Below are 17,388 nucleotides of genomic sequence, written 5' to 3'. Positions count from 1 at the left end.
ACAGGGCACGCGGTCGCTCAAACCGATTGCCCGACCTTCAGCGGTCGAAAGAACATGCCGCGGATCGCACCGTCCAGCAGGCGCCTCAGCCTGACCTCGATCAGCTCATAGCTGATCGCGCTTGCGACCAATGACATCACCAGCCCGAGCACGATGAAGGCGGCCCACAGCAGCCAGCGATCGGCGCCCGCGGCAACCAGCTTCAGGCCGATCACCTGCAACGGGAAGAGCACGAAGGGATGCACGAGATAGAGGCTGTAGCTGATCTTGCCGACATATTGCAGGGCCGGGGCGCTCAGAGCCCTGCCAAGGCCCGACTCCGGGGCAAGCACCATGCCGAACAGCAGGAATCCGGGAAGAAGCCCCACGAACGGGTGAAACAGCACGAGGCTCGCATACAGGGCAGCTCCGCAGACGAGGCCCGCGAGCAGGCCGACCCGTCCGGGAATGGAGATGCGAAACCCGGTGGCGCTGAACAGCATGCCGATGCAGAAGAACGCCGTGATCGGCCAGTGCATCAGGCAGGCCAGACCCAGCAGGATCAGCGGCGCCGCCAGCAGCTTGCCCCCGCCGCGCCACATCGAGAATGTCAGCGCAAACCAGATGTAGAATGCCCATTCATAGGTCAGCGTCCAGGCATTCTGCTGGGCAATGGGCAAGCCAAGCGCGTCCTGCACGAAGAACAGATTGGCCGCGAAAATCCCGAGATAGCTCGTCAGATCGATGCCCCGGAAGAACTTGTAGCCGACGATCGGACCAATCGCGAACAGCGCAAGATGCAGGACGACGAACACCGGCATGATGCGCAGGACGCGGTCGAAGAAGAACCGCGGCAGCGAGCCGTGCCGCACCAGGCTCGCCGGGATCAGGAAGCCGCTGATCATGAAGAACAGCTCGACGCCATGCCCGCCGACATTGATCACCGATTGCAGCCAGAGCCAGAGCGGCGGCAGGAAGCCGGGATCCGGGATGTCGTACATGCCTCCCTTCGGCATGTCGTAGAAATGATCCATCAGCACGCTCAGCGCGGCAATCCCCCGAAGCCCCTGGACCGAGGGAACGAACGATCCGTCGTAGGCGGCGCCCGGCTGGTGCAGCGCGTTACTCACTCTGCAGCACCCTGAGTACTGAGGGCGGGCTCAAGAACGACTTTCTTTCGCCGTGCTGATCGGAACCTTTGTCCGAAGGCGATGCTGGGCTTCTCGACGAATGTAAACGTCATCCAGCTGACGAGGATCGACAACGCCAGGATCAGGGCCATGAAGATCGACCATCCGAGCGGCCCGTCGCCGAACCACACGAGGCGATGGATGAAGACGAGCACGAACGGCGACATCAGGTAGACCGAATAGCTGATCACGCCGACGAATGCCAATGGCCGCCACGCCATTCTCTCACCGAACACGGCAAAGCCGATGAAGACGAGCGCCGCGCAGACATAGGCCGATGCGATCGAATAGCTGTAGAAGAAGTTCTCGTGGTACACGCCTCCGAATCGCCGGTCGGCCAGGGTGATGGCGAAGATCGCATACAGGAGCGTGCAGACCGCCACGTGGGACCATCGCAGCTTTCCGCCGATGACGGTGTCGCGGATGATCTTGCCCAGGAACATCGCCGACAGATTCAGCCCGACCTCCATCACCGAGGAAACCGCCCTGTTCTCCACCGCGAGAGCAGCAGTGGTTCCGACCAGCGCGGCCGCAACGACGATCGTCACCGCCGTGAGGCGCCGGTTCAGCAGCCCCATCGCAAAGAGAATGGTGCATCCGACATAGAACAGCAGCTCGATCGCCAGCGTCCAATAGAACACCCAGAGGTTCGGGACGTTCACGAAGGTCTGCAACATCGTCACGTTCGCGGCGATCTGCCCGAGCGGATAGATCTTCGAATCCATCAGCTGCATCGTCACGAGCCCGACCACGAGCGAAGTCCAGTAGGCCGGGTAGAGCCGGAAGAAGCGGCTGATCGAAAAATCCCGCACGGGCGTGGCGCTGTCCGGGAAGCTGAACGGAATGACGAAGCCGCTGACGAAGAAGAACAACACCACGCCGAACCGGCCAAAGTTCATGTAGTAGCCGAACAAATCGTGGATGGGCCAGTAATAGGCGCCCGTCGGGTGCTTCTCGACGATCACCTCGAACACATGCTGGACCAGGACCGACAACACGGCAATGCCGCGCAGCGTGTCGATGAATGCGAGCCGTTTATGCATTATTCGTTCTCACCTGCTTCCGCTCGCCGCCGGTATGTCCGGGCGGAAGCCTTCCAATGACGGCATCGGCGGCCGCATGACGATCGGCACGGCGTCGCCCGCCCGTGCGGAGGCCGCGCGGCGCGAAAACACGTCGCTGAAGCTCAATGCGATGATCAGGAGGCCGGACGCCGGGCCGTAGTTCAACACCGTGATCGTGAACAGGTTGACGACGAAGATCAGCGTCAGCTTGTACACGTCCGTCGCTCCGAATGTCGCCCTGAACACCATCACCATGAACGCGACGAACGGCAGACCGAACATCAGGTAGGTCCCGATGTAGAAATTGTCGACGGGCACCCAGAAGTGCGCGAGCGGCGAGAACAGCTTCTGCGGATAGTTGAAGCAGCCCGCGCCGCAGCCCGTCACCAGACCGATCGGCATGAGCTGGTTCATGTAGACGAACGGCAACTGCCAGCTGTTGTTGATGCGATCGACGATGCTGAACAGGGTCGAGTGCGGGACGGCGGCGGTGCCGGAAGCGATCACGATCATGAAGAACGGAACGAAGATCGCGGCAAAGGACCATTGCGCGATGCCCCTGATTGCGGGAAAGCGCGACTTCTCCGGCAGCATACGCACGAACACGAGCAGGAGCAGATAGAGCACGAGGACGATCATCGTCGTCTTGCTCGTGGTCAGCTTGATGACATAGACCGCGAGCGAGCCGAACAGAAGGCACCACGTCGTGCTCTTGCGAATCGAGGTGATCGCGAACGACACGAGAATGAAGAAGGCGGCCATGGTGTTGTCGGCCGCAAAACCCATGAGGCGCTGATCGTCGCCGCCATAGGCCCACCACAGCCGGCCCGCCTCCCGAACCGCGCCAAAGGACTCATATTTATACCCGACCCAGGGCATGAGGTAGAATTTCGTCAGCAACACCCCGATGACCGAGAGGTAGAAGGTCACGGCGATGACCGAAAGCAGCTTCTTGTACGAGCCGAGACTCGAATCACAGAAGCAGAAGCCGACGAACACCGGCAGCATCATCTTGAAGGACGAGATCGCCGCGTTTGCCGTTCCCATCATGAAATAGCCAAGCACGAGCGACAGCATGATCTGGACCAACACCAACAGGGCCAGGGTGCTGCGATTGCGCAAGATGCAATGCACGATGAACTGGATCAGGCACGCAAGCGCGACCGCATCGGGCAGATACCAGAGCGCATCCATGTGATAGATGCTGGTGTAATAGCGGATCACGCCGCCAAAGGCGTCGCGGACCAGATAGACCCCGAGCGCGATCGCCTCGATGCTGAGGCTGATCAGGATCAGCCGCGGCCGTTGCAGTGCGAGGATGCTCATGACCGACTCAGTTCGTCAGCCGCGCCGATGGCGCGGGGGATCGCGCGAAATCCCGACGGCTTCCGAGCACATTTCGCATGAACTTGCCGCCGGGAATTTCGATGTAGAGATAAGTGAAGTGCGAGACCGCTAGCACGGCAGCCAGCGAGACGACGAGATTCAGCGTGGCCGGCAGGCCCGCCCAGACCGAATCCAGAACGGCGATCCGCCCCGCCCCCACGGCCCGTACGAAATATTCAGCGAGTAGCACCACGAGCGCGTGCACCATGTAGATGGAGTAGGAACGTTTCCCGAGCCAGACCAGCGGCCCGGCCACCAGCATCCGCGGCACCAGCAGCGCATTCGGAAAAGCCAGCAGGCTGCCGAGGAAGATCGCGAACGTCACCGGCGCGAGGAAGGTTGCCGCGGGATTGGTCTCCGCCAGGGACACCAGAGCGATGCTCGCGATCATGGCGGCGAACTGCAGCACGCCCTGCACGGCAGGGCCCGGCTTGGCCGGCAGGCGATCGACGATCCTCACCGTCAGCACGCCCAGAAAGAAGCTCACGAAGCAGCGCAGGATGCCGAAGTCGGTCTGAAGCCCGAGGCTCCTCTTGTCCAGCACGAAGATGATGAAGACCAGACTGCCGATCGCAAGCGCCCCGCAGAGGACGTAGAACCAGAGCAGGGAACGCATGCGTTGGGCAAGCAGCACGATCAGGCCGAACACCAGATACGTGTAGAACTCGACGCTGATGCTCCAGCTCGGCGCATTCCAGCTGAGATAGTCGATGAACCCCATCGAATGCAGCAGCAGGACGTTGAGACCGAAGGAATAGGCATTGTTCACTTCGAACGCCGCCGGCGCGGCCACCACGACACCCGCCATGACCAGACCGATCCGCAGGAGGCGAAACAGAAGATTTGCCATCAGCATGACGATGTGCAGCGGATAGACCCGCGCCAGGCGCCGCACCATGAACTCGCGCAGCGAGAAGCGCCCGAAGTCGCTTTCGACGTAGCTGAGCGACATGACGATCCCGCTGAGAACAAAGAAAAGATCGACCAGCAGCCAGGAGCTTCTGAAGAACGAGCAATTAATCCACGCATTGTGCGGGAACGCCGCGAGGAAAGTCGGCATCAGCAGGAGATGGTGAATCACCACCGACGTCGCGGCGATCCCCCGAATGCTATCGAGCGGCAGGACATGCGCCTTCTCACGATGAACCATCTCCGTCACATCAACATTCCGTAGCTATTGCACCGCAGCAGTGTGTATCAGGTCTTGCGCGTGTTCAATCTCTGCGATCGCGGACTCGCATTCGACGCATGAGGGTCGACGATAATTTCAAAGCTCGCAGATCATTCGGACATGCGAGCGCCAAGTTCACGCCACTTTTTGCTTGAGATCGAAGTGCGTCGGCGCGCAAATCAATTCGGACGTGATGATTGCGAGTATTTGCGTGCAAAGTGTGCGCGAAATTCGGCGCTGTTGCGATCAAGTCGACCGCGAAGGCGTTGATCTCTCCGCGTGCACGATGCCGCACATATTGCACTGATAATTTTTCGCAAGCGGGGAACAATGAGTCGCGTGACGACTTGTGTCGGTTTTGCGACGCGTGCTCGCTACACTTCGACTTTCAACGCCTCTTATGTTTTCAGTTTGCAACATTCCTAGGCGCGCGCATGCCGATCTCGCAGGCATTGCATATCTTCATTTTGCAACCGACCGGGAAACAGGCAATGCACGCGTTGTCGTCGAGCACACGCACCCAGCTTTTGCGCCGCACAAAAATTGACACAGTTGCATGCCAGGTTTCGGGTGTTCTCCTATTGCAACAGGGAGGAAGGGACACGGATGGGTTGCGGACTAAGACGTCGTCTTGCGAGATCGCGATGGCTACCGATCGTCTTGGCAGGTTCTGCCTTGATGGTGTCGAGCATCGATGCTTGCCGCGCCCAGTGCGTCGAATTTACGGATCGTGCCTCGCAGCTCCAACTCGACACGTTCGTAAAATCGCCCTCCTCGCTTCTGGAGCAGCTGCGCAATGACAAGGAGAAGCTGAGATATCGGCTCGCCACCTTTATCGCCACGAACCCGTCGGTGTTGCCGTCCGTGCAGACCCTCATCTCGGCGTCGACTTCAACCGACCGTTCAGCCATTGGCGCCGCGTTGAGGATCGCCGAAGGGCGGTGCACGTCGACGAAGCCAGACGCTGCGCGCAAGATCAGGGATTTCACGCAGCGGATCGGCGATCTCAACGTGCAAGCAGGTTATTCCGCCGCCGGAGAGGACGCCTCCGGCGCCCAGGCCCAATCGCAAGACAAGGGCCGTGCGCAACCGCCCCGAGGCGGGGCGCTGCTCGACGGCGAGTGGAAGACCAAGCTGGCCAACCCGTTCAAGCCCGTCCCCCTTCCGAATTGATCAGCGATCGTCAAAAGGCAGCGAATTAACAAATGTATCAGCCTAGAGAACATTTCCCGTCGGGCCACAGATTCGGCATCGAATTCGGCGGAGCAGTCCTCAGCTTCGAACGCGTGGCCGATGTCCTGCGCCGGCAATGGCCGATCATCGCGGTGTGCACCGGCGCTTCGCTGGCGCTGGTGTTCGTCTATCTGATCATGGCGCAGCCCATGTACACGGCGAATGCCCGCATCATGATGGATACCCGTCAGGCGCAGGTGCTGGACAAGGACAGCAACGCCAACAGCGCCCTCATCGATACCGGATACGTCGATAGCCAGGTTGAAGTCATCAACTCGGACGACCTGATCCTCTCGGTCGTCCGCCGCCTGAAGCTGACGGACGATCCGGAGTTCAATGGCTCCAATCCGGGCCTGCTCTCCATCGTCCTCGGCAAGTTCATGTCGCTGTTTAGCTCCGGCGAACCGGCCTCGCAGGAGCGACTCGAGCACGCCGTGGTCGAGGCAGTTCAGAAGAGCCTGAGAACTGAGCGCGTCCTGACGACCTATGTCTTGTCGTTGAACTATCGCTCGCGAAGCCCCGACAAGGCCGCGAAGATCGTCAACGCCATCGCCAATGCTTACCTGGTCGGCGCGCTGGAAGCCAAATATCAGTCCACCAAGCGGGCGACCGAATGGCTTCAGCAGCGCAGCATCGAGCTGAGCGAGCAAGCAACGGCCAGCGACCGCGCCGTGCAGACCTTCAAGGCCGAAAACAACATCGTCGGAACCAGCCGCGGCCTGATGTCCGAACAGCAATTGTCGGACCTCAACACCCAGCTGGTTCAAGCGCGGGCGTCGACGGCCGAAGCCAAGGCCCGGCTCGACCGGATCACCGCGATTTCGGACCAGGACGTCGCACAATCGACGGTGACCGATGCTCTCAATAACTCGGTCATCACCCGCCTGCGCGCGCAATATCTGGACCTCCAGGCCCAGTATGCCGACTGGTCGAGGCGCTATGGCAAGCAACATCTTGCTGCGGTCAATCTGGCCAACAAGATGGAGGAGCTGCGCAAGAACATCGCCGACGAGCTGCATCGGATCGGCGACGCCTATCGCAGCGACTATGAGATCGCAAAGAGCCGAGAAGCCTCGCTCGAGAAGAACGTAAAGGAACTCGTCGCCCAGGCCGGCGATACCGGCCAGGCTGCAGTCAAGCTGCGCGATCTCGAAAGCGCCGCGGACACCTACCGCAACCTCTACAACAACTTCCTCGAGAAGCTGCAAAGCGCCACGCAGAATCAGAGCTTCCCGCTCAGCGAGGCGCGCCTCATCAGCACCGCCGCCAAGCCGGATCGCAAGAGTTCACCGCGTACGGTCCTGGCGCTGGTGGGAGGCCTCGTGGGCGGCCTGTGCCTCGGCTTCGGCGCCGCCTTTGCCCGTGAACTGCTCAGCGACGTGTTGCGGACCCCTGGCGAGGTCGAGGACGAGCTCGGCGTGAAGTGCCTCGGAGTCCTGCCGGACATTCGTCCGCCGACGAAGACCGGCGCGTTGCTTTCGACGTCCGCGAAGACCGGTCCACCCGATCTGTCCCGCTACGTCGTCGACCATCCATTCTCGCGGTTTGCCGAGACGTTGCGCAACATCAAGGTATCGATCGACGTTGCGCGCCTGACCCGCGAGATCAAGGTGATTGGCATCGTCTCGTCCCTTCCCAAGGAAGGAAAGACGACGGTAGCGGCCAACTTCGCCCAGTTGATCGCCCTCACCGGGCATCGCACGGTCCTGATCGACGGCGATCTGCACACGCGCTCGCTCACGCGAGAGCTCGCGCCGAACGCCAAGAGCGGACTGGTAGAGGCGCTCAGCGATCCGGCCAGTCTCGGCTACCATGTGCAGCGAAGCAAGGAAACGGGCCTGGATTTCCTGCCGTCCGTCGTGGCCTCCCGCATGGTCAATTCGGCAGACGTCATTGGATCGAAGGCGATGGCCGATCTGCTCAAGGTGCTGAAAGAGCACTACGAGTACATCGTGATCGATCTTGCCCCGGTGATGCCGGTGGCGGATTCAAAGGCCGTCAGCTTCCTGATCGATGCCATGGTCTATGTAATCGAGTGGGGGCAGACGACACGAAGCGCCCTTCAGGAGTCGGTTTCCGGGTCGGAAGTCCTGCAGAAGAAATTGCTCGGCGCCGTGCTCAACCGCGCCAACCCGAAGATGCTCAAGCGCATCGAGGCGTACAAGGGCAAGCACCACAACAGCTATTACGTCGAGCATGCCTAGGCGGAGGCGCGGCGCCGCGCTCAGCCGAACTTGTAAAGACATCGGGCCCGCTGCCATTTGGCAGCGGGCCTTTTTTCTGCGTTCGTCGGAACTGTCGCCTGAAGAGCAGCGTGTGCGCCTTCGCACACGAAACGGAGGATTGCGCCAAGCCCGCCTCGGACTGCCGAGGCCTCCGTATTCGTCCGGAATCCACAACTTGCAGTTATTGCTCTAGCCAAAAGCAAGGATTGACGAAGGCGACGATGGCTAGGACAGTGCGCCAATTGGCAACCATTCATCGGTAAGACGAGACAATCCGGTCCTCGATGCTTCAAAATGCTGAAACTTTGGGCATCTTTCTTTCTGGGTTCCCTAGGGCTAACCTCGGCTGATATTTGTCGTTCATTTCCGGCGGGATCGGAATGCTGATCGTCCTGACGATTTTGACTATTTGGGTTCTGCTCAACATCCTGTTCGTGTTGATCGTGGTTCCCCCGCGCAAGCCGCGTCCCCAGCCGATGGCGACGACGCTCTCACCCGCGCCCATCGATCCGAGTCAAAGGGAAATCGAGCAGGACGAACCCTTCTCGATCCGCCATGTCATCGTTTCCGTTGCGATGGGAGCTTTCTTCGTGCTGGTGCCGCCGTTGCTTGCCTTGCGCGACGCGATCATGCGGCTCTTCAGCAGGTCGTCGAGAGACGGAACCTGATCCCCCGAGGATCCGGTTCCGGACAGTGAAGAAACTGAACGACTAGTATGCTTCTTGGAACATCACTGCGGACGCCGTCCGGGCCATAATCTTCAGGTCGAGCCAGATACTCCAGTTGCTGACGTACCAGACGTCATATTCGACCCGCTTCTCCATCAGATCGATCGTCGGCGTTTCCCCCCTGAACCCGTTCACCTGGGCCCAGCCGGTCAGGCCTGGCTTCATGTGATGCCGGTAGACGTACTTGCTGATGATCTCGTCATAGTAATTGTCATGGGCCAGCGCGTGCGGACGCGGCCCAACCAGCGACATGTCCCCGCGCAGCACGTTCCAGAGCTGCGGCAGTTCGTCGATGCTCGTCATACGAAGGAAGCGCCCGATCTTGGTGACCCGAGCATCCCGCTTGGTCGCCTGGGCAATCGTCTCGCCGTTCTCGCAGACGGTCATGCTCCGGAACTTCCAGATCTCGAACGGCCTGCCATTGAAGCCGCGGCGCGACTGGCGAAATATGACGGCTCCCGGGGAGTCCAGCTTGATCAGCACGGCAACGGTGAGCAGCAGTGGCGTCAAGATTACGAGCGCGAACAGGGCCACGCCGACGTCGAGACAGCGCTTTTGCAACCGCTCGAAAATGGTGAGAGGCGGGCGCTGGATTTCGACCGCTACGGTTCCACTGACCGGCAGGAAGGGACGAGCCACCAGATCGGCGACCGGATCGTCCGGCAGCAGGCGTATCGGCTGCGGGACGGCGCGCAGATATGGCCCGAGCTTGCGGAGCATCGGCAATTCGTTCCAGTCGATCGCAAGCAGGTATTCATCGACGTCGGACGAGCGCGACTGACGGATCACGTCGCGAATCTGCCGCTCCCAATGGCCATCATCCCGCTCGTCGCCGAGCACGAAATGGCGCATGACATCGAAGCCATTCCTCCGCAGGTCCTTGAAGCGGCTGGAGGTGAAGTCGAGCGGCTTGAGGCTGAGCAGGATCACCTTGCGATCGACCAACCGGCTTCGCGCAAAGCTCGTACCGAACACCGCCTGCCAGACGAAGCGGAGGCTGACCAGACCAAGTCCGCCGATCACGGCGAACACGATGACGGTGCCGCGGGACAGATTGTCGGTTGATTTCAGCAGGAAGGCCGCAACAGCAAGGATCGTCAGCGACGTCAGCCAGATTAACACCGCCTTTCGAAGCTGCCAGACGATGTTGAGCAGCCGGTGCGTGGCATAGACGTCCCGGAAATAGGCGACTGCGACGAACACCACGCCGACAAACAACCCCGCTCCCACCGAAGCGCCGTCGGTGGGCGAAGCGACGGCGGCGCCGTACAGCGAAGCCCCGGCGGCATAGCTCAACAAGATCAGCAGAAAGTCAGCCGCCATGACGACGATTTGAAATGGCCTCTGAAGAGCGCCACCTCGCGTCGACGACAGCGCGTGAGCGTTTTCAGAACCATAAGTTGCAACAGCCATTCGAACCTCTGCCTATCGAGAGTGTGCCTGACGCTCATCGTGATGCTGAAGACTCGTCACTGCCCCGCACGGAAAGTGTTGAGTGATCGCAGCGACATTGTGGCGTTGCACGCAAAACTTTTGCGGCGCACGGATCATGCGTCACGTTGAAATGCGCAGCGAAATTCGACGCGCTGAAAATGTCGTCACAGTGATGACATACGAGCGAACGCGTTGCCCTATTTTGAATCAAGTTCCACGTCCGCCGCGATGCTTGGCCATCGCGCGAGCACCTCTTCGCTCATCTTTCAGGCGATGCAATCCTTCGACGAAGCACAATGAGTCATTTGCGAGAATTTCGATGATTTTCTATCTGGGCGTGCGATGCGAAATTGCGCCCAGGCATGCATCTTTGCTGCACTCTCGCCTTCAGCGATGCAATTCCTGCGGACCGACCATTCGCGCTGCCGGTCGCATGACAAGGTCGGCAAAAAATGCCGCCCTTCTTTTGGCGTGATCGAGCCGGAGAACAAGGACGCTCCCTCACCGAATTCACCTCGTTCGTGTTAGATGGAAGCTCTCCGGTGCCGGCGACTTGGGGAAAATTTTTCGACCACCCGATCGATTGAGCGCCATGATATCTCTCGCCCGACCACGCCCGCCTATTCCCAAACCGCAATTGCCGGAGGGAGTCCGCATCTATGCCATCTCGGACATTCATGGATGTGCGCATTTGCTCCAGCCGATGTTGCGGGTGATCGACGCCGACGTTGCCTGCAGCCGGCCGCGCTACGCGGTCGAGGTCTTCATGGGCGATTACATCGATCGCGGCCCGGATACGCGCTCCACCCTCGACGTCCTGATCGAACGGAGCCGCCGGGGCAACGCAGTCTTCCTCAAAGGGAATCACGAGGCATTTCTGGTGAGGGTGTTCGAAGATCCCTCATTATTCGAGGATTGGATTGCCGTCGGCGGGACCCAGACGCTGATGTCCTACGGGCTTGCGCCGCCGGACCTGAAGCGCGATGAGCCGGCATCGATATTGCGCGATTTGATTCGGGCGATGCCCACCGAGCATCTGGAATTCCTCGACAATCTGCGGCTGAGCTTCAGTTGCGGGGACTTCTTCTTCGTTCACGCCGGCGTTCGCCCGGGCGTTCCGCTGGCCGAGCAGACGGAGCGCGATCTGCTCTGGATTCGCGAAGAGTTCCTGCGGAGCGAGGAGCAATTCGGCAAGTATATCGTGCATGGCCATACGCCGGTCCGTAGTGCCGAATTCATGGCGAACCGCGTCAACATCGACACCGGTGCCTATGCGACCGGCAACCTCACCCTGATGAGCATCCAGGGCAGCCGCATGCTCGCGGTATGACGTGGAGCCTTGGTTCGCGACGGCTCGCCTATCGGACTATGGCATCGACCTCGAGCGGATCTAGTTGAGCAAGCGGGGCTTTTCCAGCCGCGCACGTGTTTCAGCCATCCAATCGTTCCAGGCTCGCTCGTGCTTGACGTAAAGCTCCAGCCAGCGCTCCCCATGTCTGTCCTGGCGGACACGGCGCGCCTCGACAAGCAAGTCGGCGCCGGGGCGGGTGCTCGGATTATCCAGCGCTTCGAACTCGACCGTCTCCGAGATCGTCAGCCCGACAAGCACGCGTTGTCCGGCGCCATCGACGATGTAACGCCGCGGCGCATCCTTCTTGGGTTCGCTCATCTCGTCATGCCCCATTCGTACCAGTGAGATCCCGCCAGCGAATCGGACGTTGCCTAAAAGGCTCGTCGGGCGTGGCCGAACGTCGAGGTGGGAGTCGGTCCGGTCATTCGGCGCGAGGCGCCGCGGGATGAGCTCGCAGGGCTTCGCTGCACGCGCCAAGCGCGTAGCGCGTATCCCAAGGTGAGGCCAGCGCCGAAAATGAAAGCGGAGAGGAATGCAGAAGTCATAGGAGTCGCCCTAGATAGTCCGAGGCTCATCAAGAGCGATCAGTGTGTCGACATCATGATTCTTGCCGACCTCGGGCGCCGAAAGATTGTTCATGCCTGACCTCTTACGTGCATGCGGCACAACCTCCCGTGCATCGACCGCTGCGATCAAGATCGCTCTATGAGAGTCACTCTATATAGAGAGATGCCCTTGCGATCCCGATCTGTCCAAAGGCTGCTGCCGTCGAACGGACCTGGCACGCCTTCCCACGAACAGGAAATTTCGGGCCAACCGGCCAATCCATGGCCTTGCAACCATTCGGGACCCGTCGCATTATTTCGCATCTCATATTACGAGGGGTTCAAACCAATGACCGTCCGCGCTCTTATTCCATCCATTGCCCTGTCCGCTCTCGGCCTCGCTTTGACAGCATCCGTAGCGCCGGCCGCCGAGCTCGCACTTGCGCCGGCACATCAGCGGGCGGCCTACGCCCAAACCGGGGCCGTGCTGTGGGATGACGTCTATCCGCCCGCGGTCTACGGTCCGCAGCTTCGCTCCGTCGAGGAAGTCGCGGCGATGAAGGCGCAGGCGCGTCCAGTGTCCCAGCGCTGGTGGGGCTATTGGTACGTCCGGTGAGCGCAGGAGCGCTTAGCTAAGGGCCCCCTGAGAGGCCAGCCACCTTCGACCCAGCGACCTTCGACTACAGACCGCCGATCCACCGGAGAGCCGGTGGCGGCGGTTTTTGCTTGGGCTCGCGCGCCGATTGCTTCGACGGTTTCACTCGGGTCGGAAGCTCGTAAATCCCGGCGGTGACTGCCGGGACGACGGTTCCGGAGACAGACGGCGGGACCGGCGACGCCTGCTCCGAAGCGGGTTCCCTCTTAGGCCAACAGGAAGTTGCCGTTGTGCAGCGTGCCCGTGACATTTTGCAGGCTCACGTCCATATCGCTCGTTCCGTCGCCGTCGATATCGATCTGAAGATAGTCGTTACCCGGCCCGGAATTCTGCAGGTGAGCCGAAGCCTGGTTAGCACCGAGCAGCGCCGCATTCTCCACGTACTCGATGTGACCGCCAGCGACGCTGATGCCCGAGAACGTAAAGCTGTCATTGTCGGCATCGAAACTGTGAATGGTATCCGCGGCACCGGCGGCGGAATCCGCGGTGCTGACGAAGCGGAAGTTGTCATGGCCCGCGCTGGCGAAGATCTCATCCGCACCTGCGCCGGCAGTGATCGTCGTGTTACCTGACGCATTGCCGATCGTGATCCTGTCGAAATTCGCGGCGGCGTTGACGGTTTCGACATTGATCACCGTGATGTCATAGACATTCGCGTTGAAGTTCAGAGTGTCGTTGCCGCCGCCGAGATCGATCACGTTCGCCGGGCTGCCCTGCAACGTCAGAATGTCGTCCGACGAGCTCCCGTTGAGCAGATTCACGTTCCACAGATTGTCGAACGAATTGCTGCCTGCGGCGAGATTCAGGACGTTTTCCGTCCCTTCGCCGAGATTGACCGACACTCCGGACACGGTGTTCAGAAGCGTGACCATATCGTCCGACGGGTTGAGATTGCCGGTAAAATCACTGCCGTTGAGGTTTTCGACGCCATTGATGCTGACCGAATTCACCCCATTGGCGAGCGACACCAGATCGTTTCCATCGCCCATGTCGATGACGATGCCGTCGACGGTATTCGTCAAGCTGACTGAATTATCGCCTGAATTGCCGTTGATGTGCTCGACGCCGAGCGCGGCGAATGCCGCGAAGTTTCCGTTGAGAACGATCGTATCCTCGCCATCGCCGAGGTCGACCGCGACGCCGTTGGCCGCGGCGATCGCGCCGGTGACAGTCAAGGTGTCGTCGCTTGCGGTTCCGTGCACGTGGTTGACATCGTAGATGTTCACGAACGAGTTCGCGCCGGCGGCAAGATTCATCGTATTGTCGCCGTTGCCGAGGCTGATGTTCACGCCTGTGACAATCGTCGACAGGGTGAGCACGTCGTTGACGCCGGGCGTCACGCCGAAATCGGACCCGCCGACTCCCTCGACACCGATCAGGCTGAGCGTGTTGGCGCCGCCCGCGAGATTGAGCTGATCATTGCCACCCCCGAGGTCAACGACCAGTCCGTTGGCGGTCGTCGTGAGGTTGACGAACTCGTCGTTGCCGCTGCCGACAAGGTTTTCGACACCCGAGAGGTTGAGCGTGTAACCGTTACCGAAGATGCCGTTAAGCAGGACGGTATCGCCCGTCCCGGCGCCCAGATTGATCCCGTGTCCGAAGATGTTGGCTCCGACGCGAAGATAATCATCTCCAGCCGTTCCGATCACGGGTGCCGTGTTAGAGAACTGTTGCGCCGAGAAGTCGATCGGGCTGCCCGAAGCTCCCGACGACAGCAGCACGATGGCGTCGCTAAACTGCAGCGCTTCGACGTTGGTCAGGGTGTCGGTGCCGTCGCGGTTCGCAACATTGTCTTGAACCTGGATCGTTCCCGCCGTCGTCACGGTGTATTGCGATTGCGTACCCGAGAAGATCGCCATGTCGGAGCCGGCCTCGCCGTCGATCGTATCGTTGCCGCCCTGGCCGGTGATGCCGTCATTGCCGCCGCCTGCGTTGATCGTGTCGCCACTGCCGCCGCCGAAGAAGAACTCGTTATTCGAGCCGCCGACGAGCGTGTCGGCCTGGTTCGAACCCTGGACGCTGTTGACGCCTCCCGTGATGAAGTCTGCGCCGGCCGCACCGCTCACAAGTCCCGTCGAAAGATCGACGGAAACTCCGCCCCCGCTCGCCTGAGAATACGAGACCCGCGTATTGCCGTTGCCGGTGATGGTGTCGTTACCGAGCAGGCCTTCGAACAGGTTGAAGGTGCCGAACGATCCGGCCGAAGTCACGCCGGTGAATCCGGTGGCATTGTAGGTGTCGTTGAGGTTGCTGCCGGTCGCGCTGTTGACGCCCACATAGGTATCGGTGCCGACAGAACTGCCGCCGGCCGCGGTCCCGGCCTGCAGGTTGATCGTCACCGCGTCGGTCGCGCTTGAATAGATGATGCGGGTGTTACCGTTGCCGGTGATCGCATCGTTGCCGGCCAGGCCCTCGAACTGGTTGAAGTTGCCGTTGTTGCCGACGTTGTTGGTTGCGCCGTTCTGGAAGCCGACGGCGCCGAAATTCGTAGCCGTGAAGACATCGTTGAACGTGGTGCCCTGGGCACCCTCGATTCGGCGGAACGTATCATTGCCGATCGAACCGTCGCCGGTCGCGGTGCCCGCTGTGAAGTTGATGGTGACCGGGCCCGTAGAGAAGTAGATGTTGTTGTAGCTGATGACATCGAAGCCACCTCGGCCGTCGATGAAGTCGTCACCGGCAAGTCCGGTGAAGGTCTCCGTGGCCGTGGCGATATCGCTGCCGCTGATGGTGTCGTTGAACATCGAGGCCATCACGGCGTTGACGCCGCTGAACGTATCGTTGCCCGTGGATAAGTCACCGCTTGCAGTACCTGCCAGCAGATCGACCGTCACCGCGCCGGTGGCGTTGGTGAATGCAACGCGCGTGTTGCCGTTACCGGTGATGCTGTCGTTACCTCCCATGCCGATGAATTCGTTGAAGGTCAGGTTGGAACCGGCATTTTGGCTGCCCCCGCTGAAGCCAACGGCGTTGAAGACGTCGGCCGCGTTCGAGCCGCGCACGGACTCGACCGATCGCAGCGTGTCGGTGCCGACCGTCGCGGCGTCGCCCGTCACGGTTCCCGAGGCCAACTGAACGTTGATCCCACCCAGTGCGGCCGGATCGAGCGCGTAGTCCGCCCGGTCGAAGCCCGCCCGGCCGTCGATGAAGTCGTCGCCGGCCCGGCCTTCGAACGTTTCCACTGTTCCTGGGCCATTGGCACTGCCGAGCAGTTGGTCGCCAGATCCGGAGCCGACAACACCCGCAAAGCCCGAGCCCACCAAGGTATCGGAACCGACCGAAGCATCTCCCGTCGCCGAGTGGGCCGTCAAATCGACGGTCACGCTGCCCGTTGCATTGGCATACGAGATGCGCGTCAGGAGCGCGCCCAGGCTGTTCATTGCGCCCGTGATGCTGTCGTTCCCTCCGCGGCCTTCGAACTCGTTGAAGCCCACATTGGTGCCGGCAATACCGGTATCGCCCGCAAAACCGGTCGCGTTGAACGTGTCGGCATAGTCGCTGCCCACGATCCCCTCGACGTTCACGAGCGTGTCAGTGCCGACCCCTGGACCTGTCACGGAGCCTGCCGCGAGATTTGCGGTAATGCCTCCCGTTGCAGCGACATAGTCGGCGCGGTCGAAGCCGAGGCCGCCGTCGAGCAGATCGTTGCCGTCGAGGCCCTTTAGGCGATCGTTGCCGCCTAGACCGCTCAGGCTGTCGGCAAAGGCGGTGCCGACCAGCGTGTTTGCGCCGGCGTCGCCGGTGAGATTCACGCCCTGCCCCAGGATGAAGTCGGCAGCCGTGAGGTTCGACAGCGTCACGTTCAGCAGCGTGAGGGTGTCGCCATTGCCGAAGTTGATGACCGTGTTCGGCCCTTGTTGTGTAGAGAGCGCCTGAATGTCGGCAAGGGTTGAAACACCAGGGATCCCCGTGAGGTCGATCTTGTCGGCGTCCGTCTGCAGGAAGTCGCCGATGGTATCGGCGCCGCCGCCGGTGGCGTAGACAAAGGTGTCTGCACCGATACCGCCGTTCAGGCCGTCATTGCCGGCACCGCCGCGGAGCAGATCATTGCCGCCGTTGCCGAACAGCTGGTCGTTGCCACCAGAACCGGTGATCGTGTCGTTGAAGTTCGATCCCGCGACGTTGGTCACCCCTCCCAAAATGGTGTCATGACCTACCGAACTATCGCCGTCCACAGTACTGTTTGCGAGATTGACGGTCACGCCGCCGGTCGCGTTGGCGAACAGCAGCTGCGTGCTGCCGTTACCGGTGATGAGGTCGTTGCCGGCGAGGCCCTGGAAAGAATTGAAGCCGATGAAGCCGGTCGCGTCGTAAGTATCGGCGAAATTGCTGCCATAGACGCTGTTGACGCCCGTGAAGGTGTCATGCCCGACCGAGACGTCGCCCGTGACCGAGCCGGCGCTCAGACTGACGGTGACGCCGCCTGT

General features: G+C 60.9%; 13 protein-coding genes. 6 read left to right on the top strand and 7 right to left on the bottom strand.

Annotated elements, in window-relative coordinates:
- Positions 1-17 precede the first annotated feature (17 nt).
- From RAD10_RS25155 to RAD10_RS25140, 4 genes are read right to left on the bottom strand one after another with little or no spacing between them, the layout of a single operon-like run.
- Positions 18-1,109 carry an acyltransferase family protein gene (locus tag RAD10_RS25155; RefSeq protein WP_461619605.1) on the bottom strand — a complete coding sequence of 364 codons (1,092 nt, stop codon included), beginning with the start codon at positions 1,107-1,109 and terminating at the stop codon, positions 18-20.
- Positions 1,106-2,212 carry an acyltransferase family protein gene (locus tag RAD10_RS25150; protein ID WP_461619604.1) on the bottom strand — a complete coding sequence of 369 codons (1,107 nt, stop codon included), beginning with the start codon at positions 2,210-2,212 and terminating at the stop codon, positions 1,106-1,108. The genes RAD10_RS25155 and RAD10_RS25150 overlap by 4 nt, the downstream gene beginning before the upstream one ends.
- Positions 2,213-2,221: 9 nt before the next feature.
- Positions 2,222-3,559, bottom strand: a complete 1,338-nt coding sequence (locus RAD10_RS25145; RefSeq protein ID WP_461619603.1) for a hypothetical protein — start codon at positions 3,557-3,559, stop codon at positions 2,222-2,224.
- A gap of 7 nt (positions 3,560-3,566) precedes the next feature.
- The gene (locus RAD10_RS25140; protein WP_461619602.1) at positions 3,567-4,769 is read right to left on the bottom strand and encodes an acyltransferase family protein; all 1,203 of its coding nucleotides are present in this window, start codon (positions 4,767-4,769) and stop codon (positions 3,567-3,569) included.
- Between the two features lie 699 nt (positions 4,770-5,468).
- Between RAD10_RS25140 and RAD10_RS25135 the strand changes: the two genes are divergently transcribed.
- From RAD10_RS25135 to RAD10_RS25125, 3 genes are all read left to right on the top strand, one after another.
- Positions 5,469-5,963 (top strand): hypothetical protein, encoded by a 495-nt coding sequence (locus tag RAD10_RS25135; protein ID WP_018323195.1) that lies wholly within the window; start codon positions 5,469-5,471, stop codon positions 5,961-5,963.
- Between the two features lie 32 nt (positions 5,964-5,995).
- Positions 5,996-8,227 (top strand): Wzz/FepE/Etk N-terminal domain-containing protein, encoded by a 2,232-nt coding sequence (locus RAD10_RS25130; RefSeq protein WP_461619601.1) that lies wholly within the window; start codon positions 5,996-5,998, stop codon positions 8,225-8,227.
- A 401-nt stretch (positions 8,228-8,628) separates the two neighbouring features.
- Positions 8,629-8,916 carry a hypothetical protein gene (locus tag RAD10_RS25125; RefSeq protein ID WP_028141809.1) on the top strand — a complete coding sequence of 96 codons (288 nt, stop codon included), beginning with the start codon at positions 8,629-8,631 and terminating at the stop codon, positions 8,914-8,916.
- Positions 8,917-8,958: 42 nt separating this feature from the next.
- Here RAD10_RS25125 and RAD10_RS25120 read toward each other — a convergent pair whose 3' ends face one another.
- A complete protein-coding gene (locus RAD10_RS25120) occupies positions 8,959-10,389 on the bottom strand; it encodes an undecaprenyl-phosphate glucose phosphotransferase (protein WP_461619600.1) in 1,431 nt (476 codons plus the stop codon).
- A 613-nt stretch (positions 10,390-11,002) separates the two neighbouring features.
- On the opposite strand from RAD10_RS25120, the gene RAD10_RS25115 reads away from it, so the two are divergent.
- A complete protein-coding gene (locus RAD10_RS25115) occupies positions 11,003-11,740 on the top strand; it encodes a metallophosphoesterase family protein (RefSeq protein ID WP_461619751.1) in 738 nt (245 codons plus the stop codon).
- 60 nt (positions 11,741-11,800) lie between these two features.
- Here RAD10_RS25115 and RAD10_RS25110 read toward each other — a convergent pair whose 3' ends face one another.
- Positions 11,801-12,094: a hypothetical protein gene (locus tag RAD10_RS25110; protein ID WP_461619599.1), complete on the bottom strand. Its 294-nt coding sequence runs from the start codon at positions 12,092-12,094 to the stop codon at positions 11,801-11,803.
- 561 nt (positions 12,095-12,655) lie between these two features.
- Here RAD10_RS25110 and RAD10_RS25105 point away from each other — a divergent pair.
- Positions 12,656-12,922: a hypothetical protein gene (locus RAD10_RS25105; protein ID WP_461619598.1), complete on the top strand. Its 267-nt coding sequence runs from the start codon at positions 12,656-12,658 to the stop codon at positions 12,920-12,922.
- Between the two features lie 245 nt (positions 12,923-13,167).
- Here the strand turns inward: RAD10_RS25105 and RAD10_RS25100 are convergent, their stop codons facing one another.
- Positions 13,168-17,163 (bottom strand): beta strand repeat-containing protein, encoded by a 3,996-nt coding sequence (locus RAD10_RS25100; protein ID WP_461619597.1) that lies wholly within the window; start codon positions 17,161-17,163, stop codon positions 13,168-13,170.
- Here RAD10_RS25100 and RAD10_RS25095 point away from each other — a divergent pair.
- A partial coding sequence (locus RAD10_RS25095) for a hypothetical protein (protein ID WP_461619596.1) occupies positions 17,110-17,388 on the top strand: 279 nt, incomplete at its 3' end. The two genes, RAD10_RS25100 and RAD10_RS25095, sit on opposite strands and share 54 nt — an antisense overlap.

It is taken from the genome of Bradyrhizobium sp. 23AC, assembly GCF_054863025.1.
The sequence above is the reverse complement of the archived record's forward strand: the minus strand, read 5'-3'. Positions and strand labels throughout refer to the sequence as shown.